A 22,625-nucleotide genomic window follows, 5' to 3' on the forward strand; every position below is an offset into this window, starting at 1 on the left:
GTCTGCCGCACCGCGCGGGGCGGGGGCTGACACGGACGGGGGATCGTCGTGCGCAATCGGCGGGCGCCCCGCGCGGTGCGGCAGACTGGTGCCGCTCGTACGTCGTGGCGTCATCGCGCACCACGCGCGCTCAACGGTTCTTACAGCGAAGGATGGCCATGCCGATCAGTTCCGCCGCCGGCTCCTCTTTCACCGAATCCCCGGTCGCCGGGGAACCGACGCGGTCCGGTGCCACGGCCGCCACCGGAACGCCGGCCGCTTCCGGGGAGATCCTGCTGGAGCTGGTCGACGAGGCCGGGGTGACCATCGGCACGGCGGAGAAGCTGTCGGCGCACCAGGCTCCGGGGCAGCTGCACCGGGCGTTCTCGGTGTTCCTGTTCGACACCGGGGGCCGGCTGCTCATGCAGCGGCGCGCGCTGGGCAAGTACCACTCCCCCGGCGTGTGGTCCAACACCTGCTGCGGCCACCCGTACCCCGGTGAGCAGCCGTTCGTCGCGGCGGCCCGGCGCACCGCGGAGGAGCTGGGGCTGGCGCCGGCACTGCTGCGCGAGGCGGGCACCGTGCGCTACAACCACCCGGACCCGGCGTCGGGCCTGGTGGAGCAGGAGTTCAACCACCTGTTCGTCGGCGTGGTGACCGCCACGCCCGCCCCGGACCCGGACGAGGTGGCGGACACCCGGTTCGTCACGCCGGGCCAGCTGGCGGACCTGGACGGGAGCACCACGCTGTCGGCCTGGTTCCACACCGTGCTGGACGCGGCCCGCCCGGCCGCCCGCGAGCTGGTCGGGGACTCCGCCGGCTGGTAGGGGCTCCGCCGGGGTACGGGGGACGGCCGCCGGGGCCGGTGGGCTCGACCGGGGCAGCCGGTTCAGCCGGTGGGCGGCGGGGTCGGCCGACCCGTGGGTTCAGCCGGGGCAGCTGATCCTTCGACCGGACCGGCGGGGCCGGCCGGTGCGGCCGGACCGGTCGGGTCAGCCGCGCCGCAGGGGGAGCGCGGCCCAGACGATCTTGCCGCCGCCGGGGGTGTGGTCGACGTCATAGTGGCCGCCCGCCTCGGCGGCGATGGCGTCGACCAGCAGCAGGCCGCGGCCCCCGGTCCGGCCGTGGTCGGCTGCCAGCGCCTTGGGGCGGTACGGGTGGTCGTCGCCGACCGCGATCCGCACCCAGCGGGGGCTGACGGCGATCTCCAGGGTGATCCGCGGCGACAGCACGGCCGCGTGCCGCACGGCGTTGGTGACCAGCTCGGAGACGATCAGCAGCAGCCCGTCGAGGGTGCCGGGGCCGGCGGGCACGCTCTCGCGGGCCAGCAGGTCGCGGACCGCGTGCCGCAGCCGGGGCACCGAGGCGTCGGCGGGCGGCGCGGTGAACATCCAGGCCCGGTCGTAGGCCACCGGCGGCGCGGCGGACGGCGGACCGTCCCGGCCCGGGGCGCCCGTGAGCGCTGACCGCACCGGGCCGCGCGGGACCGCGCCGTTGAACGACATGTAGCACCACCCTCGTGTCGGTCTCCGCGCCGGCTCCGCCGCCTGTCGGGGAGCGTCCGCGGTTGTTCCGAGTCTTCGCCGCCGCGGCCCGCGGTCGCAGCGGTGTCCGCAACTCGCCTCCTTCCGACGTCTGTTGACCGGTTCCGACCGAGGGTGACGACGGCTGATCGCTTTGCTGGCGTTTGTTCTCCGGTTCGGCGGGCGGCACCGGCCCGGGGGTCGCGCGGCCGTGCGGCGCGCGCCGGTAGAGTCCGACCGGAACCCCCGGAGGTGGTGGACGGATGGCGGAACCGGGCCTGTCGCTCGGCCGTGACGGTGCGGTCGCGACGATCACCATCAGCAATCCCGCCAGGCGCAACGCCATGACCACAGCGATGTGGCGTGCCCTGCCCCCGCTGCTGGACCGGCTGGCGGCCGATCCGGCGGTGCGCGCCCTGGTGCTGACCGGCGCCGAGGGCACGTTCTGCGCCGGGGCGGACATCACCGGGCTGCTGGACGACCCGGAGCCGGGCGCCGGCGCGGTCGCCGCCGAGGAGGCGCTGGCCGCCTTCCCCCGGCCGACGGTGGCGGCGGTGCGCGGCGCGTGCGTGGGCGGCGGCTGCCAGCTGGCGGTCGCCTGCGACCTGCGGTTCGCGGCCGAGGGCTCCCGCTTCGGGGTGACCCCGGCCCGGCTGGGCATCGTCTACCCCGCCTCCTCCACCCGCCGGCTGGCGGCGCTGGTGGGCCCGTCCACCGCGAAACACCTGCTGTTCTCCGCCGAGCTGATCGACGCGGAACGCGCGCTGCGCACCGGACTCGTCGACGAACTGCTGCCGGACGGCGAGCTGGACGGCCGGGTCGCCGCCTTCACCGCCGGGCTGGCCGACCGCTCCGGGCTGACGCAGGCCGCCGCCAAGGAGTTCGTCGCCGGCGCCGGGCCGGACCGGGTCGCGCACTGGGAGGGCCAGGCCCGGCGCAGCGCGGAGACGGTCGAGGGCGTCACCGCGTTCCTGGAGCGCCGGGCGCCGCGCTTCACCTGGACCGGCTGACCGCCCGGCCGGCGGACGCGCGGCCCCTCTCCCCGGGCAGACGGTGGGCGGACCCCCCTCCCCGGAACGGCTACCGATGGGTAACGTGTCGGGCATGACCACGCTGACCCCGCATGACGCCCGCCGGTGCTACAACGCCTTCAACGTGCTGCACTCGGCCTTCTACTTTTCCCCCGAGCACGAGAAGGAGCTGACCTCCCTGGGTCTGGAGGCCGGTGCGATGGCCTACTTCGCCGGCCGCGCGGCGCCGATGGGCCCGGTGGGCGCCGGAGTGGTGACGGCCACCTTCTACAACTTCAGCCCGTCGCTGGTGGCCCGGCACATCCCGCGGGCGTGGGAGCTGGCCGGCCCGGCCGACGTGCTGGCGGCGCGCTCCCGGATCACCGACGGCTACCTGACCCGGATGCTCGGCTCCGACGTCGCGGCGTCGCAGCAGGTGGCGGAGGCGGCCGCGCTGGCGCTGCGGGCGGCCGAAGCCTGCGGGAGCGGCGCCCGGCCGCTGTACGCCGCCAACGCCGACCTGCCGGTGCCGGACGCGCCGCACCTGGCGCTGTGGCACGCGACGACCCTGCTGCGCGAGCACCGCGGCGACGGCCACCTGGTGGCGCTGGCGGAGGCGGAGCTGGACGGCCTGGAGGCGCTGGTGACGCACACCGCCACCGGCAAGGGCTTCACCCCGCGGTTCTGCCAGAAGACGCGCGGCTGGTCGGAGCAGGAGTGGGCCGCGGCGCAGGAACGACTGCGTGAGCGCGGTCTGCTGGACGCGGCCGGCGAGCTGACCGACGCCGGCACCGAACTGCGCCGGACGGTGGAGGACACCACCGACCGCCTGGCGTTCGCCCCGTACCGCCACCTGGGCGAGGAGGGCGTGGCACGGCTGACGGAGCTGGCGGCGCCGCTGACCCGCCTGCTGCTGGAGGCCGGCGCGATCCCGACGCGCCACCTGGGCAAGGGCTGACGTCCCCCGCGCCGGCCCCGCGGGACGTTCGCCCTGCGGGGTCGGCGCGGTCAGGGCGGGGCGGTATTCGGGGCGGGGCGGCGTTCGGGGCGGGGCGGCGGTGAGGCGCGCGCGGCGTCAGCTCCGGCGCCGCGGTGGGCCCGCGGCGCGCTCGCACAGGCGTCGTGCTCGCACCGACGCGACACGCCGTCTGCGGGGGCCGGTGCCGCGTTCCGACCGGCACCGCGTTCCAACCCGACCGCGTTCCGACCGGCACCGCATTCCAACCCGACCGCGTTCCGACCGGCACCGCGTTCCGACCCGCCCCGCGTTCGGACCCGCCCCGCGTTCGGCCACCGCCACCACCGCGACCGCCCCGCAGGGCTCCGGCTGAGCGCCGCATGATCAGTGCCGCATGATCAGTGCCGCATGATCAGTGCCGCATGATCAGTGCCGCATGAGGTGGCCGCGGCGGGCCAGGGACGGTTTGGGGTCGCGCTGGGCGCAGGGGCCCTCGGGCATGGCGGGGTGGCGGCCGAGCAGCACGATGCCGGCGACGATGGCGGCCAGGCCGGCCGTCTGCCAGGTGAGCGCCTCGGTGGTCACCCGCAGCCGGTCGCCGAGGAAGCCGACGCCGCAGGCGATGCCGGCCAGCGGCTGGGCGGCGGTCAGGGCGGGCAGGGACGAGCGCAGCGGCGCGGTCTCGAAGGCGGACTGCACGAGCAGCAGTCCGGTCAGGCCGATGGCGACGATGACGTACGGCTGCCAGTGCACGAACAGTTCGGTGGCGCCGTGGTCGTCGACGATCTGGCCGCAGATGCGGGTCAGCGCGTCCTGGAGGCCGTAGAGCAGGCCTGCCGCGAGCGCCAGCACGGTGGCCTCCAGGGTGGGCCGCAGGCGTCTGCCCAGCGCGGTCAGCAGCAGGGCGATCCCCACGACCAGGCCGAACAGCAGCCAGTGGCGCAGCGGGCCGGCCGCCGCACCGCCGCCGGAGGGGCGTCCGGCGACGATGAACGCGGTCACCCCCGCCGCCAGCAGCCCGACGCCGCCCCAGCCGCTGCGTCCCAGCGGCTGGCCGGTGAGGCGGCGGGACAGGGCCATGGCGAACAGCAGGTTGGTCGCGGTCAGCGGCTCGACCAGCGAGACCTCGCCGTGGGCCAGCGCCAGCGCGCCGAGGACCTGGCCGCCGACCATGAGGGCGATGCCCAGCACCCATTCGGGCATCCGCAGCAGGTCGAGCAGCAGCCGGAAGGAGAGGAAGTCGGCGAGCGGGGCGCGCTGGGCGGCCCGTTGCTGGAGGACGAAGCCGAACCCGAGGCAGCAGGCGGCGGCGAGTCCCAGCACGAACACGGCCACGGCTCACCACCTCGTCACGGTCGGGGTCTGCCTCCCGGCGGCCTGGGCACACGGCGGCACGGGCATCCGGCAGCTCAACGAACGGGCGATGGCGGCTGGTTCCGCCGCGAGCCGGACGCGGCCGGCGGCCACTCCGTGCGACCCGACGACTGCGGGAGGTGATCGATCGGTTTCGCAAGGCCGACAATAGACCCCCTCGGCGGGGACGGCGACCCTCCGTCGGGCCTGTTTCGTGCGCGCGCCCGGGACCGCTCGAACGTCAGGCCCACTGGTCGTACGCCAGTTTCGCCACCAGGGCGACGACCACGACCAGCAGCGCGTACCGCACGAAGGAGGCGCCGCGCCGCAGGGCCATGCGGGCGCCGACGGTGCCGCCGGTGACGTTGCCCACCGCCATGCAGGCGGCCAGCGGCCACATGACGTGACCCTCGACGACGAACACCACCAAAGCGCCGAAGTTGGTACTGACGTTGACGACCTTGGCCATGGCCGAGCCGCGCAGGAAGTCGGTGCGCAGCACCAGCAGGAAGATGATGATCAGGAAAGTGCCGGTGCCGGAGCCGATGACGCCGTCGTAGAAGCCGATGCCGCCGCCGCTGAGCACCGCGAGCAGGTTGGCCCGGCGGCGGTCGAGGCGGACCGGTTCGTGGGTGCGGCCGAAGTCCGGGCGCAGGGTGACGAACAAGCCGACGGCCAGCAGCGCGACCATGATGAGGGGCCGGAAGACGGCGCCGGGCAGCCGGCTGGCGACCAGGGCGCCGGCCACCGCGGCGGGCAGCGCGACGGCGGCGGCCAGGCCGGTGAAGGGCCAGTCGGGGGTGGTGCGCCGCAGGTAGGTGGCGCAGGCGGTGCCGGTGCCGGTGATGGCGACGGCCTTGTTGGTGCCGAGCACGGTGGCGGTCGGCAGGCCGGGGAAAGCGACCAGCATGGCGGGCAGCTGGAGCAGGCCGCCGCCGCCCACCACGGCGTCGATCCAGCCGGCCGCGGCCGCCACCGGTATCAGCTCCACTGCTTCGAGCGCGCGCACAACTCCCCCAGCTTCGTCGGCGCACCCGATCATGCCGGACGGTCCTCGCGGCCCCCTCGGCGCCCCCCACCTGCGGATTCGCCCTTCACCGGAACCAGGGGCGACGAGGGGCGGGGGCGCGGGGCGGCGGCGGCTCAGTCCTCGGTGACCTCGCCGTCCTGGACGCGCAGCCGGCGGGTGGTCTCGACGGCGGCGAGCATCCGGCGGTCGTGGGTGACCAGCAGCAGCGTGCCGCGGTAGGAGGCCATGGCGGACTCCAGCTGTTCGATGGCGGGCAGGTCGAGGTGGTTGGTCGGCTCGTCCAGCACCAGCAGGTTGACGCCGCGGGCCTGGAGCAGCGCCAGCGCGGCCCGGGTGCGTTCACCGGGCGACAGCGTGGCGGCCGGCCGCAGCACGTGGGCCGCCTTCAGGCCGAACTTGGCCAGCAGGGTGCGCACGTCGGCGGGCGTCAGGTCGGGCACCGCGGCGCCGAACGCCGCCATCAGCGCCTCCTCGCCGTGGAAGAGCGCGCGGGCCTGGTCGACCTCGCCGACCACCACGCCGGGGCCCAGCGCGGCGCTGCCGGCGGTGAGCGGGACCCGGCCGAGCAGCGCGCGCAGCAGGGTGGACTTGCCGGAACCGTTGGCCCCGGTGATGGCGACCCGGTCGGCCCAGTCGATCTGGAGGGTGACCGGGCCGAGCCGGAAGCCGCCCAGCCGCACCTCGGCGCCGTTGAGGGTGGCGACGACGGCGCCCGAGCGCGGGGCGGCGGCGATCTCCATCCGCAGGTCCCACTCCTTGCGCGGCTCCTCGACGGTGTCCAGCCGTTCGATCAGCCGGTCGGTCTGCCGGGCCTTGGCGGCCTGCTTCTCGGTGGCCTCCACCCGGGCGTTGCGGCCCACCTTGTCGTTGTCGGGGGCCTTGCGGCGGGCGTTCTTGACGCCCTTCTCCATCCAGGCGCGCTGGGTGCGGGCCCGCTGCTGGAGGGCCGCCTTGGTGTCGGCGTACTCGTCGTACTCCTCGCGGGCGTGCCGGCGGGCGGTCTCGCGTTCCTCCAGGTACGACTCGTAGCCGCCGCCGAAGGTGTTGACCTGCTGCTGGGCGAGGTCGAGTTCCACGACGCGGTTGACGGTGCGGGCCAGGAACTCGCGGTCGTGGCTGACGACGACGGTGCCGGAGCGCAGGCCGGTGACGAAGGTCTCCAGCCGGTCCAGGCCGTCGAGGTCGAGGTCGTTGGTGGGCTCGTCGAGCAGGAAGACGTCGTAGCGGCTCAGCAGCAGCGAGGCCAGGCCGGCCCGGGCGGCCTGGCCGCCGGACAGCGAGGTCATCTGCTGGTCCAGGCCGATGGTCAGGCCCAGGTCGGCGGCCACCGCGTCGGCGCGTTCGTCGAGGTCGGCGCCGCCCAGCGCGAGCCAGCGCTCCAGTGCGACGGAGTAGGCGTCGTCGGCACCGGGCACGCCGTCGACCAGGCCCTGGGTGGCGTCGTCCAGTGCGGTCTGCGCGGCGGTGACCCCGGTGCGGCGGGACAGGAAGGCGCCGACCGACTCGCCGGGGCGGCGGTCCGGCTCCTGCGGCAGGTATCCGACGACGGCGGTCGGCGGGCTCAGCCGCAGCACGCCCTCCTCCGGGCGGTCGGTGCCGGCCAGCATCCGCAGCAACGTGGACTTGCCGGCGCCGTTGGCCCCGACCAGGCCGACGATGTCGCCGGGCGCGACGACGAGTTCGAGCCCGGAGAACAGCACGCGGTCGCCGTGGCCGGCGGCGAGATCCTTGGCGACGAGAGTGGCACTCATAAGGGGACAGATCTTATCGGGGTGCGGGCGGACCGGCTCCCGCCGGTCGCCGCGGGCCGGACGGCGTGCCCTCGCACGGCCCGGCGGGCCCGTTCCCGGCCGCGGCCACCGCCGCGCGACGCCCGTTCCCCGTCGGCCGGCACCGCGCGGGCACGCCTGCGGCGCCGAACGCGTCGGCGCCGGGGCGGGGTTGGCGAGGCCGGGGTTGGCGAAGCCGCGGTTGGCGTGGCGGGGTTGGCGGAGCCGGGGCTGTCGAGGCGGGGCTGTCGAGGCGGGGCTGTCGAGGCGGGGTTGGCGAGACCGGGGTTGGCGAGACCGGGGTTGATGTCACCGGCGCCGCGAGCACGCCCGTTCCCGGGGTCGGCCACCGCCGCGGCACGCAACCGCTCCCGCCGCCCGGGGGCCGGAAATCGCGTGGGCACGCTTGATTGTCGCGGCGGCCGGTGCGAGCCTTCCCGCACGCGGAAGTTACTGACCGTTCACCAGACAAGGGGCTGCCGTGTCGGAACCGAACGCCGCACGGACGGTGCTGTCCGACCTGCGGGTCGAGACAGCCCGGCTGGACGCGTTGGTCGACCCGCTGGGCGACGAGGGATGGCGGCTGCCGACCCCGGCGCCGCGCTGGAGCGTCGCCCACCAGATCGCGCACCTGGAGTGGACCGACCGGCAGGCGCTGTTGTCGGCCGTCGACCCGGACGCCTTCACCGCCGGGGCGGAGCAGGCGCTGGGCGCGATCGACAGCTACGTCGACGACGGTGCCGACGCGGGGGCCGCGCTGCCGCCCGCCGAACTGCTGGCGCGGTGGCGCACCGGGCGCGACCGGCTGTGGCAGGCGCTGGCGGCCGCGCCGCAGGGCACCCGGTTCCCCTGGTACGGGCCGCCGATGGGGGTGGCGGCGATGGCGACCGGGCGGCTGATGGAGACCTGGGCGCACGGGCAGGACGTCGCCGACGCGCTGGGGGTGACGCGGGAGCCGTCCGCGCGGCTGCGGCACGTGGCCCGGATCGGGGTGCGGGCCCGCGACTTCGCGTTCCTGGTCCGCGGGCTGACCCCGCCGCCCGAGGAGTTCCGGGTGGAACTGACCGCGCCGGACGGTGAGTTGTGGGCCTACGGTCCGCCCGAGGCGGAGGAACGGGTCACCGGCCCGGCGCTGGACTTCTGCCTGCTGGCCACCCGGCGCCGGCACCGCGCCGATCTGGCGGTCGTGGCGCACGGCCCCGGCGCGGACCGCTGGCTGGACATCGCGCAGGCCTTCGCCGGGCCGCCGGGACCCGGGCGCGAACCGGCCGGGGGTGCGGAGGCGTGACGGGCACGCAGGGCGCGCAGGGCATCGACGGCGCGGACGGCACGCAGGGCACGCAGGACGTCGACAGCGCGGACCGCACGGACGGCACCGGGGCCGGCGAGCGGCGGCGGGCGGTGCTGGAGCGGCTGGCGGAGCTGGCCGCCGAGCACGAGCGGGCGATCGCGGGCGGCGGGCCGAAGTACGTGCGGCGGCACCGCGAGCGGGGCAAGCTGCTGGCCCGGGAGCGGATCGAGCTGCTGGTCGACGAGGACTCGCCGTTCCTGGAGCTGTCGGCGCTGGCGGCCTGGGGCAGCGACTACCCGGTGGGCGCCTCGATGGTGACCGGGATCGGGGTGATCGAGGGCACCGAGTGCGTCATCACCGCCAACGACCCGACGGTCCGCGGCGGCGCCAGCAACCCGTGGACGTTGCGCAAGGCGCTGCGGGCCAACGAGATAGCCCGGGTGAACCGGCTGCCGCTGGTGAGCCTGGTGGAGTCCGGCGGCGCGGACCTGCCCAGCCAGAAGGAGATCTTCATCCCGGGCGGCGCGCTCTTCCGCGACCTGACCCGGCTGTCCGCCGAGGGCGTGCCGACCGTCGCCGTGGTGTTCGGCAACTCCACGGCGGGCGGCGCCTACATCCCGGGCATGTCCGACCACGTCATCATGGTCGAGGGCCGGTCCAAGGTCTTCCTGGGCGGGCCGCCGCTGGTGCGGATGGCCACCGGTGAGGAGAGCGACGACGAGTCGCTGGGCGGCGCGGACATGCACGCGCGGGTCTCCGGTCTGGCCGACTACTTCGCCGCCGACGAGCAGGACGCGCTGCGCACCGCCCGCCGGGTGGTGGCCCGGCTGTCGTGGCGCAAGGCCGGCCCGGCGCCGCGCGCCTGCCCGGCGCCGCCGCGCTACGACGAGGACGGGCTGCTGGACATCGTGCCGGCCGACCTGCGCGAGCCGTTCGACCCGCGCGAGGTGATCGTCCGGATCGCCGACGACTCGCAGTTCGACGAGTTCAAGCCGCTGTACGGGCCGAGCCTGGTGACCGGCTGGGCGCAGGTGCACGGCTATCCGGTGGGTGTACTGGCCAACGCGCAGGGGGTGTTGTTCTCCGCGGAGTCGCAGAAGGCGGCGCAGTTCATCCAGTTGGCCAACCAGCGTGACATCCCGCTGCTGTTCCTGCACAACACCACGGGCTACATGGTGGGCCGCGAGTACGAGCAGGGCGGCATCATCAAGCACGGCGCGATGATGATCAACGCGGTGGCCAACTCGCGGGTGCCGCACATCTCCCTGCTGCTCGGGGCGAGTTACGGCGCCGGGCACTACGGCATGTGCGGGCGGGCGTTCGATCCGCGGTTCCTGTTCGCCTGGCCGACCGCGAAGTCGGCGGTGATGGGCGCGGCGCAGCTGGCCGGGGTGCTGTCCATCGTGGCCCGGCAGTCGGCGGCGGCGCGCGGGCTGCCGTACGACGAGGAGGCGGACGGCGCGCTGCGGGCGGCGGTCGAGGCGCAGATCGAGGCCGAGTCGCTGCCGTTGTTCCTGTCCGGGCGGCTGTACGACGACGGGGTGATCGACCCGCGTGACACCCGCACGGTGCTGGGGATCTGTCTGTCCGCGGTGCACAGCGCGCCGGTCGAGGGGGCGCGCGGTGGTTTCGGCGTGTTCCGGATGTGAGGGGCGCACGGGTGAGGCAGTCCGGTGCGCGGTCCGGGTCCGACGGTGAGGAGCGTGCGGTGATCGGTACCGTCCTGGTGGCCAACCGGGGGGAGATCGCCCGGCGGGTGATGCGTATCTGCCGGGAGATGGGGATCGGCACGGTGGCGGTGTACTCCGGCGCCGACGCGGACGCCCCGCACGTGCGGGAGGCGGACTCGGCGGTGCGGTTGCCGGGGGACGCGCCGGCGGACAGCTATCTGCGCGGCGACGCGATCGTGGCGGCGGCGCTGGCGGCCGGGGCGGACGCGGTGCATCCGGGGTACGGATTCCTGTCGGAGAACGCGGAGTTCGCCGCCGCCGTGCTGGCCGCCGGCCTGGTGTGGATCGGGCCGCCGCCGCGGGTGGTGGCCGCCATGGGGTCGAAGACCCGGGCCAAGCGGCTGATGGCGCAGGCCGGGGTGCCGGTGCTGGACGGCACCGGGGCCGCCGCGCCGCTGCTGGTGAAGGCGTCGGCCGGCGGCGGCGGGCGCGGCATGCGGATCGTGCGCGAACTGGCCGATCTGGAGGCGCAGTTGGCGGCGGCGCGGGCGGAGGCGCAGGCGGCGTTCGGCGACGGCGAGGTGTTCGTGGAGCCGTACGTCGAGGACGGGCGGCACGTGGAGGTGCAGATCCTGGCCGACGTGCACGGCACGGTCTGGACGCTGGGCACCCGCGACTGCTCGGTGCAGCGGCGGCACCAGAAGGTGATCGAGGAGACCCCGGCGCCGGGCCTGCGCGACCTGACGGAGCGTCAACTGCTGGAGTACGCCGACGCGGCGGCCCGCGCGGTGGGGTATGTGGGCGCCGGGACGGTGGAGTTCCTGGTCGGCGCGGACGGGTCGGCGTACTTCCTGGAGATGAACACCCGTCTGCAGGTGGAGCATCCGGTGACCGAGCTGGTGACCGGGCTGGACCTGGTGCGCGAGCAGATCCGGATCGCCGAGGGCCGCCGGCTGCCCGAACGGCCGCCGGTGCCGCACGGGCACGCGGTGGAGGCGCGGCTGTACGCCGAGGACCCGGCGCACGAGTGGCGGCCGGGCACCGGGGTGCTGCACCGGTTCGCGCTGCCCGCCGGGCCGGGGCTGCGGGTGGACTCCGGGGTGGCGGACGGCAGCGTGATCGGCGTGCACTACGACGCGATGCTGGCGAAGGTCGCGGCGTACGCCGACACCCGCGAGGAGGCGCTGCGGCTGCTGGCGTACGCGCTGCGACGCGCGGTGCTGCACGGCCCGGTGACCAACCGGGACCTGCTGGTGCGGGTGCTGGGCGATCCACGGTTCGTCGCCGGCGGGGTGCCGACCTCGTACCTGGAAGGGCTGCCGCCGGCCCCGGCGCCGGACGGCGGCGCACTGCGGCTGGCCGCGCTGGCGGCGGCGCTGGCGGACGCGGCGGGCCGTCATCCGGCGGGCGGCTGGCGCAACGTGCCCTCGCAGCCGCAGGTCAAGCGGTTCCGGGCGGCCGACGGCGGCGAGTACGAGGCCCGCTACCGGCTGACCCGGGACGGGCTGGCGGCCGACGACCACCCGCGGGTGGCGCTGGTGTCGTCGGCGCCGGACCGGGTGGTGCTCGATGTCGGCGGTGTGCGGCGGGAGTTCGCGGTCGCCCGGTACGGCGAGGCGGTGTTCGTCGACTCCGCCGCCGGCGCGGTGGCGCTGACCGCGGTGCCGCGTTTCCCGCCCCCGGTCGGCCGGACCGCGCCGGGGTCGCTGCTGGCGCCGATGCCGGGGACGGTGGTGCGGGTGGCCGGCGTCGCGGTGGGCGACCGGGTCACGGCGGGCCAGCCGCTGCTGTGGCTGGAGGCGATGAAGATGGAGCACCGCGTCACCGCGCCGGCCGACGGCACGCTGACCGCGCTGCACGCCGAGCCCGGCTGGCAGGTCGAGGTGGGCGCGGTGCTGGCGGTGGTGTCCGCCGCGGCGGCGGAGTCCGCGCAGGCGTAGAGCGTTCCACGACCGGACCACGGAAGGAAAGCACCCCATGAGCTTCACCTTCGACCACGTGTCACTGGAGAGCGAGGAGCGGCGGGAGCTGCGGGCGTCGGTGGCCGCGCTGGGCCGCTCGTTCGGCCGCCGGTACTTCACCGACTGCGTCCGGGAGGGCCGGCAGACCGACGAACTGTGGCACAAGGCGGGCGCGTTGGGCTTCCTCGGCGTCAACCTGCCGCAGGAGTACGGCGGCGGTGGCGCCGGGCTGTACGAACTGGCCGTGGTGCTGGAGGAGTTGGGCGCCACCGGGTGCCCGTTGCTGCTGATGGTGGTCTCCCCGGCGATCTGCGGCACCGTGCTGGCCCGGTTCGGCACCGAGGAGCAGAAGCAGCGCTGGCTGCCGGGGCTCGCCGACGGTTCCGCGCGGATGGCGTTCGGCATCACCGAGCCGGACGCGGGCTCCAACTCGCACCGGATCACCACCACCGCGCGGCGCGACGGCGGCGACTGGCTGCTGTCGGGGCGCAAGGTGTTCATCTCCGGGGTGGACATCGCCGACGCCACGCTGATCGTCGGCCGCACCGAGGACGCGCGCACCGGCAAGCTCAAGCCGTGCCTGTTCGTCGTCGAACGCGGCACGCCGGGCTTCGAGTTCCGGCAGATCGCCATGGACCTGTCGGCGCCCGAGAAGCAGTTCCAGGTCTTCCTCGACGACGTGCGGCTGCCGGCCGGGGCGCTGGTCGGCGACGAGGACGCCGGACTGCTCCAGCTGTTCGCCGGGCTCAACCCGGAACGGGTGATGACCGCCGCGTTCTCCCTGGGCATGGGCCGCTACGCGCTCGAGGTGGCGGTGGAGTACGCCAGGACCCGGCAGGTGTGGCGGGAGCCGATCGGCGCGCACCAGGCGATAGCGCACCCGCTGGCGAAGTGCCGGATCGAACTCGAACTGGCCGCGCTGATGGCCCGCAAGGCCGCGGTGCTCTACGACGCGGGCGACGACATGGGCGCCGGCGAGGCGGCGAACATGGCGAAGTACGCGGCGGCCGAGGCCGGGGCCGCCGCGGTCGACACCGCGGTGCACACCCTCGGCGGCAACGGGCTGACCGAGGAGTACGGCCTGGCGTCGTTGCTGACCGCCTCCCGGGTCGGCCGGATCGCGCCGGTCAGCCGGGAGATGATCCTCAACTTCGTCTCGCACCACACGCTGGGCCTGCCCAAGTCCTACTGACCGCCCGGCCGCGCCGCGGCGGCGGCCGACGCGGCGTCTGGACGTCCCGCCGAACTGCTTCGCCCAACTCCTTCGAAGAACAAGGTGGTTCACCGTGTCCGATCACCGGCCGCCGGTGCGCGTGGCGTACGACCGCGGGGTCACCGTCGTCACGCTGGACTCCCCCGCCGACCGCAACGCGCTGACCCGCCCGCTGGTCGGCGCCCTGCGCGCGGCGCTGGAGTCGGCCGGCCAGGACCCCGGTGTGCGGGCGGTGTTGCTGACCCACACCGGCAACACCTTCTGCGCGGGGGCGAGTTTGAAGGGCGCACCGCCGGCCGGGCCGGCCGAGCTGACCGAACTGCTGGGCGCGGTCGTGGCGTCGGCCAAACCGGTGGTGGCGCTGACCACCGGGCACGTGCGGGCCGGCGGGCTGGGCCTGCTGGCGGCCTGCGACGTGGCGCTGGCCGGGCCTCAGGCGACGTTCGCCTTCACCGAGTCGCGGCTCGGGCTGGCCCCGGCGGTCATCTCGCTGACGGTGCTGCCCCGGATGGACGCCCGGGCCGCCTCGCGGTACTTCCTCACCGGCGAGGTCTTCGGCCCGCAGGAGGCGGTGCGCACCGGCCTGGTCACCGCCGGGGCGGACGAGCTGGAGGCGGTCCTGGACGGCCTGCGGGCGGCCTCGCCGCAGGGGCTGGCGGAGTCCAAGCGGCTGGCGTCCGCACCGGTGGCCGCTGCGCTGGCGGCCGGGCGCGAGGAGATGGAACGGCTGTCGGCGCGGCTGTTCGCGTCCGCGGAGGCCGCCGAGGGCATCGACGCGTTCCGGACCCGCCGGGCGCCCGCCTGGCAGCGGTGACCCGCGCACGCGGTTCGACGCCACCGGGCAGCTGTGGACCTTGCACGCGCTTCGACACCTGGCGGCTGCACGCCGGGCACACGTTCCGGACCCGCCGGGCACCGCCTCGCAGCGGTGACCCGCGCACGCGGTTCGACGCCACCGGGCGCCCGCCCGAAGCGGTGGCCCGCGCACGCCTTCCGGGCCCGGCGGACTCCCGCAGCGCAGCGGTGCCCCCGCGCACCCGCTCCACGGCCGTCGGACTCCCGCCTCGCGGCTGTGACCTGCGCCTTCACCGGCGGCCCGGCGCCGTGCGCGGCGGAGTACGGTCGAAGGTGGGAGGCATGTGCATGCGTACCGGTGACGAACCGATCTCGGCCCGCAGTCCGCTGCGGCTGCGGCTGGGGCTGGCGCTGTTCGGGGCGGCCTGCGCGGTCGTCGGCGTCGTCGCGTTCGCCGCGGCCGGCCACCCCGGCTGGGCGGGCGTCTGCGGCGCGGTCGTCCTGGTGGCGCTGGCCGACGCGGGCCTGGTGGTGCGCCGCATGCGGCAGGGGGCGCACTTCCAGCCGGGCCGCGACATCCCGCCGTACCACCCGGACGAGTCCCCGCCGCCGCCGGACCGGCGCACCCCTCGCTGACGGCCGCCGTACGGACGCTCCATTGACACCCGCCGCCCCCGGGGTTGTCATGAGCACTGCCGTGTGTGTGTCACTGGGTCATCCGCGTACCCGATGAACTCGAAGGGGCCGTTGCCGTGCGAGGACCAGGTGCCCCCACCGCACGCGAGACCCCCGGCGGCGGCAGCGCGGCGCAGGGCCCCGCCACCCCGGACGTACCCGGCCCGCCCGAGGACCCCCGTCCGCCCGCCGCACGGCAGGACCCGCGCCCGCCGCACGGCGCCCCGCCCGGCCGGGAACGCGAGTGGGCGGCGGCCGGCCTGGCGCTGGCGGAGGGCACCGGGGTGCTGCTGACCGGGCCGCACGGGAGCGGCAAGTCGGTCCTGCTGGCCGCGGTCGCCGACGCGTGGGCGGCCGGCGGGCGGACCGTGCTGCGGTGCGCGCCCGCCCCGGAGGACGCCGCACTGCCCCACCTGGGCCTGATCGACCTGCTGGCGGCGGTGCCGGACGCGGTGCTCGACGGCCTGCCGGACGGATGCCGCCCGGCGCTGCGGGCCGCCCTGCTGCACGGTCCCCGGCCGGCCGGCGGGCACGACGCGCTGGCGGTACGGGTGGCCTTCCTCGAGGTCCTGCGGCGGCTGGCGCTGCGAAGACCCGTCCTGGTGGTCGTCGATGGGCTCCAGTGGCTGGACCGGCCCACGGCCGACCTGCTGGCGTTCGCCGTCCGGCGGCTGGCCGGCACCGGCGTACGGGTCGCCGCCGCCGAACGCGTCGCCGACGGCGGCACGCCCGAGGGCCGCCCCTGCTGCCCGCCCGGCACCGCGGAGATCGCGCTGCCGCCGCTCGGCGACGACGACGTGGACCGGTTGCTGGCCGGCGCCGTCCCGGACCTGCCCGATCCCGCCCGCCGGGCGGTGCGCCGCACCGCGGCCGGCAACCCGCTGTACGCGCTGGAGCTGGCGCGCGCCACCCTGCGCGACGGGACCGCCGCGCCGCCGGCCGGGGCCCGCGAGCAGTGGTGGGAACACGACGGCCCCGACCGGGCGTTCGGCGCCCGGGTGGCGGTACCGGCCGCGCTGCGGGGGCAGTTGCTGGCCGGGGTGGCCCGGTTGTCGGCCGGCGACCGGCAGGCGCTGCTGCTGTGCGCCGCCGCCGACCGGCCCGCGCTGGCGCTGCTGCGGGCGGCCGGACTGCACCGCCCGGCGGCCCGGCTGGCGGCGGCCGAGCGCCTCGGGGTGCTGGTCACCGACCCCTCCGGCGCGGTCCGCTTCCGGCACCCGGTGCTGCGCGCGGCGCTGTACGCGGAGGCCGACGGCCCCCAACTGCGCCGCGCGCACGCCGCGCTGGCCGGTGCGGTGGCCGAACCCGTCGAGCGGTCACGGCACTTGGCGCTGGCCCATCCGCACGAGGACGAGGCGACGGCGGACGCGCTGACGTCGGCGGCCGAGGCGGAACGCGGTCGCGGCGCACCGGACCGGGCCGCGCGGCTGGCGGCGCTGGCCGCGCGGCGCACCCCGGCCGACCGGACGGCGGACCGCGGCGAGCGGTGGATCGCGGCGGCCGAGTACGCGCGCGACGCCGGGCTGCTGGGGGCGGCGGAGCGGATCGCGCGCGGGGTGCTGGCCCGGTCCGGCTCGGCCCGGCAGCGGGTGCGGGCCCGGCTGGTGCTGCTGGGTACCGCGGGCCAGGCGCTGGGCGGGGCACGGGAGTTGATCGCCGACGGGCTGCGGGACGCGCGGGGGGTGCCGGAGCTGGAGGCGTGGCTGCACCACTGGGCGGCGATCCGCGGGCTGCTGGCCGGTGAGTTGGAGGCGGCCGCGCGGCACGCCGGGTTCGCGGCGCGGCGGGCGGCGACCGCCGGTGACACCCGGGCGTGGTCGGAGGCGCTGGCCACCTTGGCCCGGGTGCGGTCGCTGACCGGCGAACCGGGCCGTGCGCAGGCGGCGTTGGACCGGGCGATCGCGCTGGTCGGCGGGGTGCGCGGCGGCCCGGACGCCTGGGCGCCGGCCCGGATGCGCGCGGTGCTGGCGCTCGACGCCGACCAGGTGGACGTGGCCCGCGAACGCGCCGGGCAGCTGCTGGAGACGGTGGGCGCCTCGGGTTCGGTGGAGGAGACGCTGGCCACGCTGGTGGTCCTCACCCGCGTGCAGGTGCGGGCCGGCGACTGCGGTACGGCGTTGCGCACCGCCGAGGAGTGCGGGCGGCTGGCCGGGCGGCTCGGCGGGCAGTCGCCGCCGGCCCTGTACGCGGCGGCGCTGGCCGCGGCGTTCGGCGGCGCGCCCGGGGAGGGCCGGCGGCTCGCGGGGCTGGCGGTGGATGCCTGCGAGGCGGCCGGCGACCGGCTGTTCCTGCCGCGGGCGCTGGCGGTGCTGGGGCAGTCGGCGCTGCTGGCCGGTGACCCGCCGGGCGCGGCGGTGGCGGCGGAGGCGCTGCGGCGGGTGAAGGAGATCGGCGACGGCATGCGGGCCGCCGATCCGCCGATGCTGCACTGGTGCGCCGATCTGGCCGAGGCGCTGGTGATGCTGGGGGAACCGGACACGGCGGCCGGCGTGGTGCGCGAGGCGTACGAGCGGGCGGGCGGGTCGGCGCCCGGCAGCGTGCTGGCGGCGCTGGAACGGGCGGAGGGGCTGTGCGAGGCGGCGGCCGGCCGGGCCAAGGAGGGCGCGGCCCGGCTGCGGTCGTCGGCGGACCGGCTGCGTGATCCGTCGCTGCCGCTGGACCTGGCCCGTTCCCTCATCGCGCTCGGCGCGGTGGAGCGCCGCGCCCGGCACCGGCCGGCCGCGCGGGAGGCGCTGACCGAGGCGCTGCGGATCGCGCGGGAGGCGGGCGCGGCCCCGCTGGCCGCGCGGGCCGGTGAGGAGCTGGAGCGGCTGGACGCCGGGGAACGCGGCGGCACGCCGCTGCTGACCCCGACCGAGGCGCGGATCGCCGGGCTGGTCGGCGGCGGGGCGACGAACCGGGAGGTGGCGGCCGAGCTGTTCATCAGCGTCAAGACGGTCGAGGGCACGCTGTCGCGGGTCTACCGCAAATTCGGGGTCCGCTCCCGTACCGCGCTGGCCAGAGCGCTGACGACCGCGTCGTCCTGACGCACCGTCAGGGCCATGGGTGACCAGTTGACGCATCGCCGGTCACACGGATCGGCTGTCGTCACACGGAGTTCACACGGCAGGCAAGGGTTAACCCGCTTACGCGGTCCCGGCCGCACTCCTAGCGTGGAAGGCGTTCCTCCTACCCCCCTCCGCCCCCGCCGGAGGGATCGAGCACCCCCACGTACAGGAGAACTCCGTGACGTCACGTCTGAAGCTGCTGGCCCTGGCCGCCACTCCCGCCCTGCTGGTCGCCGCGATCCCCGCCGCGTACGCCGCACAGCCGCACGCCGCGCACGCCGCGGTCGCCGGCGACGTGGTGAGCGGGCTGGGCACCCAGGCCGCGAAGACCGGTTCGGTGGCCGCCGGCAAGCACCTGAACATAGCCGTGAGCCTCGCGCCGAGAAACGCCGCCGGGCTGGCGACGTTCGTCGGTCAGGTCAGCGACCCGCACTCGGCCGACTACGGCCACTACCTGACCAAGGCCCAGTTCCAGGCGCGCTTCGGCCGCACCGACTCCGAGGTCAAGCAGGTCAAGGACTACCTGCGCTCGCAGGGCCTGACGGTCGGCACGGTCCACTCGGGCAACCTGCTGATCGACGCCGGCGGCACCGCGGCGCAGCTGGAGAAGGCGTTCAGCACCAAGCTGGGCACCTACAAGGACGCGGCGACCGGCCGCTCCTTCTACGCCAACACCTCGGCGCCGACGCTGCCGTCCTCGATCGCCTCGATCGTCAGTGACGTCTCCGGTCTCAACAACCGCTCCGTGCTGCACCACACCGCGGCGACCTCGGTCCGCCCGCACAACGGTCCCGGCGGCGGCTATACGCCCGCGCAGATCAAGGGCGGCTACAACGTCCCCAGCTCGGACACCGGTTCGGGCCAGACGGTCGGCCTGGTGGAGTTCGACGGCTTCCAGGCGTCCAACATCAGCACCTACGTCAAGAACTACTCGCTGGGCTCCCCCGCGCCCACCGTCTCCAAGGTCGACGGCGGCTCCGGCGCGCTGGGCGACGGCCAGGTCGAGGTCGAGCTGGACATCGAGATGATCAACGCGGTCGCCCCCAAGGCGAACGTGAAGGTCTTCGAGGCGCCCAACACCGACGCCGGCGAGACCGACATGTACCAGGCCATCGTGGACGCCGGGGTGAAGACCACCTCGTCCAGCTGGGGCGAGGCGGAGACCGAGCGCACCGCCTCCAACATGGAGGCCGTGGACGCCATCGTGCAGGAAGGCGCCTCCGAGGGCCTGGGCCTGTACGCGGCGGCCGGCGACGACGGCTCGGACGACGCGGGCGACGGCGGGCAGTCGGTGGACTACCCGGCGAGCGACCCGTACGTCACCGGTGTCGGCGGCACCCGCCTGACCGTCACCTCCGGCAACGCCTGGAGCAAGGAGACCGCCTGGTCCGACGGCGGCGGCGGCGTCTCGGAGCAGTTCTCCCTGCCCAGCTACCAGAGCGGCGTGGAGAAGTCGCAGGGCGGCGGCAACCGCCAGGTCCCGGACGTGGCGGCGCTGGCCGACACCACCCCGGGCGTGTCGATCTACTCCCAGGGTGAGTGGACCCTGGTCGGCGGCACCAGCGCGGCGGCCCCGGAGTGGGCGGCGTTCGGCGCCGACTACAACCAGCAGGCCACCGCGGCCGGCGCGCCCGACCTGGGCTTCGCCAACCCGGCCCTGTACGCGGCCAACGGCACCGGCTTCCACGACATCACCAGCGGCAGCAACGGCGCCTTCTCGGCCGGCAGCGGCTGGGACTTCGTGACCGGCTGGGGCTCCTACAACGCCGTGACCCTGACCTCCGAGCTGCTGGGCGAGTAACCCGCACGGGAACGACGCGCCGACGCGCGAGCAGGACGGGCGGGCCGGGACCGGATGGTCCCGGCCCGCCCTTCGCCGTACCCGGCAGTGACCGCCGGCCGGGCGGCCGGGCGCCGCCGCACCGATGACCGGATGCGGTCAGGACCGCGCCCGATCTGGACCCGGTCCAGCAAACAGGTGCCAACTTCCGCTCGAATCAGGCCAATTGAGAATGTGATGTGCGTCACATTCGTGTCAGGACGTCAATTCCCCGGCCCTCCCGGACGTATCACTGGTGCACGCGGCGATGCGCCGTGGCGATCCGTGGGGCGTCAGCGCGCCCCGGGCATCGATCGGGAGTGACCATGCGCGACGACGCCGGACCCCTGGTGGTACCCGAGCTGCACTGCCCCGTGCCGCCGGTCGTCAGTCCGCACGCCCGGCGGCTGGACCGCGCGGTCGCCGCCTGGGCGACGGCCAACGGCCTGTGCCCCACGCCGGGTCTGCGGCACCGCATCACCCACGCCCGATTCGGCACACTGGCCGCCCGGACCTGCCCGGATGCCACCGTGGAACGAATGGAACTGCACGCGCAGTGGCTGGCGCTCGCCCTGTTCTACGACGAGGCGTTCTTCCGCCCGCACCGCGAGGGCCTGCCGGACGCCACCGGGCGGGCCTCGGCGGCGGCCGACGCGGCGATGGCCACCGTCTCGGCGCTGGTGCCCGGCGGCATGCCCGGCGGGCTGCCGCGCGGCGAGGCGGACCGCCGGCGCTACCGGCTGGACGTGCTGAGCGACCTGCTGAACCGCACCGGCACGATGGCCCGCCTGGAGCAGTACAGCCGGCTGGGCACCGCGCTGACGCTGTGGCTGTCGCGCCAGGTGCGCGAGGAACCGGCCCCGCCCGGGCCGACCGCCGCGACACCGTGCCTGATCATGGCGGAGATCGCCTCCGACTGCCCGATCACCGGTGACGAACTGGCCGGCGACTGCCTGCGCCGGCTCACCGCGCTGGCCACCGAACGCGCCGAGTGGTGCCTGCGGGTGCACACCGCCGCCCGCCGCCGCTCCGTCGACGAACTCGTGCCCGCGCTGCCGCCGCTGCTCCGGCAGGGCGCCGAACACCACCCGCAGCGGGCGCTGGACCGCGCCGCGCGCCTCCACGACGAGAGCGCCTGCACCTACCACCGGCTGGAACGGTCCCTGACCCCGCTCGCGACGCCTTCCGTGCTGGCCTACCTCACCCTGCTGCGCGGCTGGCTGCGCGCCCAGTACGACTGGTCACGCCCGGCCGCCATCATGCCCGGCCCCCTCATCGTGCTGCCCTCCGCCCGCCCCTTCACCACCGCCCGGCTGACCGCGCCGGTGGGCGGCGTGGCGCTGTAGGCCCCCCGCCGCCTCACCGCGCGTGCCCGGCCTCCGACGGCGGGTGACCCTTGCCCTTGCACCGCCGACCGTGGCCGACGCGCGACGGTTGACATCCGGCACGAGGGCGTACGGGCAGCCGCGTTCGGGCGCGGGGCGCTGACGCGCAGTCGCACGCGGGGGCCGGTGCGGGCGTGGCTCGCGTCATGCGGGGCGAGCCCGGCGGCCGGCGCGGAGACCCTCCGGTGCGGGCGCGGCCTCCGTCCTGCGGAAAACGGCCCCGGCGGCCGACGCGACGTCCCGGCGGTCGGCGCGTGAAGGTCCGACTCCGGTGCATGAGGTCCCATCCGGCGCATGGGGTCCGACAAGCGGGGTCCGGCGGGCGGGGTCGTTCACCCGGCACCTGTCACTGCCGCCGATGAGCAGGGTCCGGGCGGGGCGCACTCCGACAGGCGGGGGCCGGCCACGAGGTCCGGCTCCGGCGCACGGCCCCCGCGGGTGCCTTCCTCCGGCCGCGTCACCGAGGCCCGCGGCCGTAACCGGTGGGCTCAGGCTCCGGCGAGCAGGGTGACGCCGACGACGACCATGGTGGCGGCGACCAGCCAGTCCAGCACCCGCCAGGCGGCGGGGCGGGCGAACAGGCCGCTCAGCAGCCGGGCGCCGAACCCGAGGGCGGTGAACCAGCAGGCGCTGGCCACCATGGCGCCGGCGCCGAACGCCCAGCGTGCCGTGCCGTGGCCGGCCGCGACCGAACCCAGCAGCAGCACGGTGTCGAGGTAGACGTGCGGATTGAGCCAGGTCAGCGCCAGGCAGGTCAGCACCGCCCGACGCGCCGACCCGGCGGTGGTTCCCGGGGTCCGCAGGCTCTCGCCGGAGCGCAGGGCGCGGCGGGCGGCCAGGGCGCCGTAGGCCAGCAGGAAGCAGCCGCCGAGCACCCGGACCGCCAGCAGGGCCCGGGGGAAGGCGGTCACCAGCGCGCCGACGCCGCCGACGCCCAGCGCGATGAGGAGCGCGTCGGACAGCGTGCAGATGCCGACGACCGCGAGGACCGCCTCACGGCGCACCCCCTGGCGCAGGACGAAGGCGTTCTGCGCGCCGATGGCGACGATGAGGGACAGGCCGGTGCCGAAACCCGCGGCGGCCGCGGAGACGAAGTGGGTCACCGGACGACGGTAGGAACTCCAGCCATCATCAGTAAAGCTAATGA

17 protein-coding genes are annotated in these 22,625 nt (G+C 75.9%); 12 read left to right on the forward strand and 5 right to left on the reverse strand.

Annotated features, from left to right (window positions below; all coding sequences use genetic code 11):
- Positions 1-158 precede the first annotated feature (158 nt).
- Complete coding sequence (gene idi, locus POF43_RS30920; RefSeq protein ID WP_271326092.1) at positions 159-806, forward strand: isopentenyl-diphosphate Delta-isomerase; 648 nt, start codon at positions 159-161, stop codon at positions 804-806.
- 165 nt (positions 807-971) lie between these two features.
- On the opposite strand, the gene POF43_RS30925 is transcribed toward idi, so the two are convergent.
- On the reverse strand, positions 972-1,370 hold the full coding sequence (locus tag POF43_RS30925; protein WP_271318284.1) for an ATP-binding protein: 399 nt from the start codon (positions 1,368-1,370) through the stop codon (positions 972-974).
- 395 nt (positions 1,371-1,765) lie between these two features.
- Between POF43_RS30925 and POF43_RS30930 the strand changes: the two genes are divergently transcribed.
- Both POF43_RS30930 and POF43_RS30935 read left to right on the forward strand, forming a co-directional pair.
- On the forward strand, positions 1,766-2,512 hold the full coding sequence (locus POF43_RS30930; RefSeq protein ID WP_271318282.1) for an enoyl-CoA hydratase/isomerase family protein: 747 nt from the start codon (positions 1,766-1,768) through the stop codon (positions 2,510-2,512).
- Between the two features lie 94 nt (positions 2,513-2,606).
- Positions 2,607-3,470 carry an SCO6745 family protein gene (locus POF43_RS30935; RefSeq protein ID WP_271318283.1) on the forward strand — a complete coding sequence of 288 codons (864 nt, stop codon included), beginning with the start codon at positions 2,607-2,609 and terminating at the stop codon, positions 3,468-3,470.
- Positions 3,471-3,896: 426 nt separating this feature from the next.
- Here POF43_RS30935 and POF43_RS30940 read toward each other — a convergent pair whose 3' ends face one another.
- From POF43_RS30940 to POF43_RS30950, 3 genes are all read right to left on the reverse strand, one after another.
- Positions 3,897-4,805 carry a DMT family transporter gene (locus tag POF43_RS30940; protein ID WP_271314980.1) on the reverse strand — a complete coding sequence of 303 codons (909 nt, stop codon included), beginning with the start codon at positions 4,803-4,805 and terminating at the stop codon, positions 3,897-3,899.
- 259 nt (positions 4,806-5,064) lie between these two features.
- Entirely contained in the window at positions 5,065-5,865 is an 801-nt protein-coding gene (locus POF43_RS30945; protein WP_372516167.1) for a TSUP family transporter, read from the reverse strand.
- 101 nt (positions 5,866-5,966) lie between these two features.
- Entirely contained in the window at positions 5,967-7,604 is a 1,638-nt protein-coding gene (locus POF43_RS30950; RefSeq protein ID WP_271314982.1) for an ABC-F family ATP-binding cassette domain-containing protein, read from the reverse strand.
- Positions 7,605-8,103: 499 nt separating this feature from the next.
- Between POF43_RS30950 and POF43_RS30955 the strand changes: the two genes are divergently transcribed.
- The 9 genes from POF43_RS30955 to POF43_RS30995 all read left to right on the forward strand — a co-directional run bounded on the left by POF43_RS30955 (position 8,104) and on the right by POF43_RS30995 (position 21,439).
- Complete coding sequence (locus POF43_RS30955) at positions 8,104-8,910, forward strand: TIGR03084 family metal-binding protein (protein ID WP_271314983.1); 807 nt, start codon at positions 8,104-8,106, stop codon at positions 8,908-8,910.
- A 113-nt stretch (positions 8,911-9,023) separates the two neighbouring features.
- Entirely contained in the window at positions 9,024-10,562 is a 1,539-nt protein-coding gene (locus tag POF43_RS30960) for an acyl-CoA carboxylase subunit beta (protein WP_271314987.1), read from the forward strand.
- Between the two features lie 59 nt (positions 10,563-10,621).
- The gene (locus POF43_RS30965; RefSeq protein WP_271324474.1) at positions 10,622-12,523 is read left to right on the forward strand and encodes an acetyl/propionyl/methylcrotonyl-CoA carboxylase subunit alpha; all 1,902 of its coding nucleotides are present in this window, start codon (positions 10,622-10,624) and stop codon (positions 12,521-12,523) included.
- Between the two features lie 37 nt (positions 12,524-12,560).
- A complete protein-coding gene (locus tag POF43_RS30970; protein ID WP_271314985.1) occupies positions 12,561-13,736 on the forward strand; it encodes an acyl-CoA dehydrogenase family protein in 1,176 nt (391 codons plus the stop codon).
- 94 nt (positions 13,737-13,830) lie between these two features.
- Positions 13,831-14,571, forward strand: coding sequence for an enoyl-CoA hydratase family protein (locus POF43_RS30975; protein ID WP_271324475.1), 741 nt, complete (start codon positions 13,831-13,833; stop codon positions 14,569-14,571).
- A gap of 323 nt (positions 14,572-14,894) precedes the next feature.
- A complete protein-coding gene (locus tag POF43_RS30980) occupies positions 14,895-15,188 on the forward strand; it encodes a DUF6343 family protein (RefSeq protein WP_308217344.1) in 294 nt (97 codons plus the stop codon).
- Positions 15,189-15,304: 116 nt separating this feature from the next.
- Entirely contained in the window at positions 15,305-18,253 is a 2,949-nt protein-coding gene (locus POF43_RS30985; RefSeq protein ID WP_282704879.1) for a helix-turn-helix transcriptional regulator, read from the forward strand.
- Positions 18,254-18,452: 199 nt separating this feature from the next.
- Entirely contained in the window at positions 18,453-20,075 is a 1,623-nt protein-coding gene (locus tag POF43_RS30990; protein ID WP_271316966.1) for a S53 family peptidase, read from the forward strand.
- Between the two features lie 344 nt (positions 20,076-20,419).
- Complete coding sequence (locus POF43_RS30995; protein WP_271323009.1) at positions 20,420-21,439, forward strand: isoprenoid biosynthesis enzyme family protein; 1,020 nt, start codon at positions 20,420-20,422, stop codon at positions 21,437-21,439.
- 527 nt (positions 21,440-21,966) lie between these two features.
- Here POF43_RS30995 and POF43_RS31000 read toward each other — a convergent pair.
- Entirely contained in the window at positions 21,967-22,581 is a 615-nt protein-coding gene (locus tag POF43_RS31000) for a LysE/ArgO family amino acid transporter (RefSeq protein WP_271315440.1), read from the reverse strand.
- Positions 22,582-22,625: the final 44 nt, after the last annotated feature.

It is taken from the genome of Streptantibioticus silvisoli (genome assembly GCF_027947535.2).
GTDB classification, from domain to species: Bacteria; Actinomycetota; Actinomycetes; order Streptomycetales; family Streptomycetaceae; genus Streptantibioticus_C; species Streptantibioticus_C silvisoli.

Coding starts and splice junctions, on each gene's coding strand:
- idi (WP_271326092.1), top strand. CDS start 159: ATGCCGATCAGTTCCGCCGCCGGCTCCTCTTTCACCGAATCCCCGGTC.
- POF43_RS30925 (WP_271318284.1), bottom strand. CDS start 1,370: ATGTTCACCGCGCCGCCCGCCGACGCCTCGGTGCCCCGGCTGCGGCAC.
- POF43_RS30930 (WP_271318282.1), top strand. CDS start 1,766: ATGGCGGAACCGGGCCTGTCGCTCGGCCGTGACGGTGCGGTCGCGACG.
- POF43_RS30935 (WP_271318283.1), top strand. CDS start 2,607: ATGACCACGCTGACCCCGCATGACGCCCGCCGGTGCTACAACGCCTTC.
- POF43_RS30945 (WP_372516167.1), bottom strand. CDS start 5,865: ATGATCGGGTGCGCCGACGAAGCTGGGGGAGTTGTGCGCGCGCTCGAA.
- POF43_RS30950 (WP_271314982.1), bottom strand. CDS start 7,604: ATGAGTGCCACTCTCGTCGCCAAGGATCTCGCCGCCGGCCACGGCGAC.
- POF43_RS30970 (WP_271314985.1), top strand. CDS start 12,561: ATGAGCTTCACCTTCGACCACGTGTCACTGGAGAGCGAGGAGCGGCGG.
- POF43_RS30980 (WP_308217344.1), top strand. CDS start 14,895: ATGTGCATGCGTACCGGTGACGAACCGATCTCGGCCCGCAGTCCGCTG.
- POF43_RS30995 (WP_271323009.1), top strand. CDS start 20,420: ATGCGCGACGACGCCGGACCCCTGGTGGTACCCGAGCTGCACTGCCCC.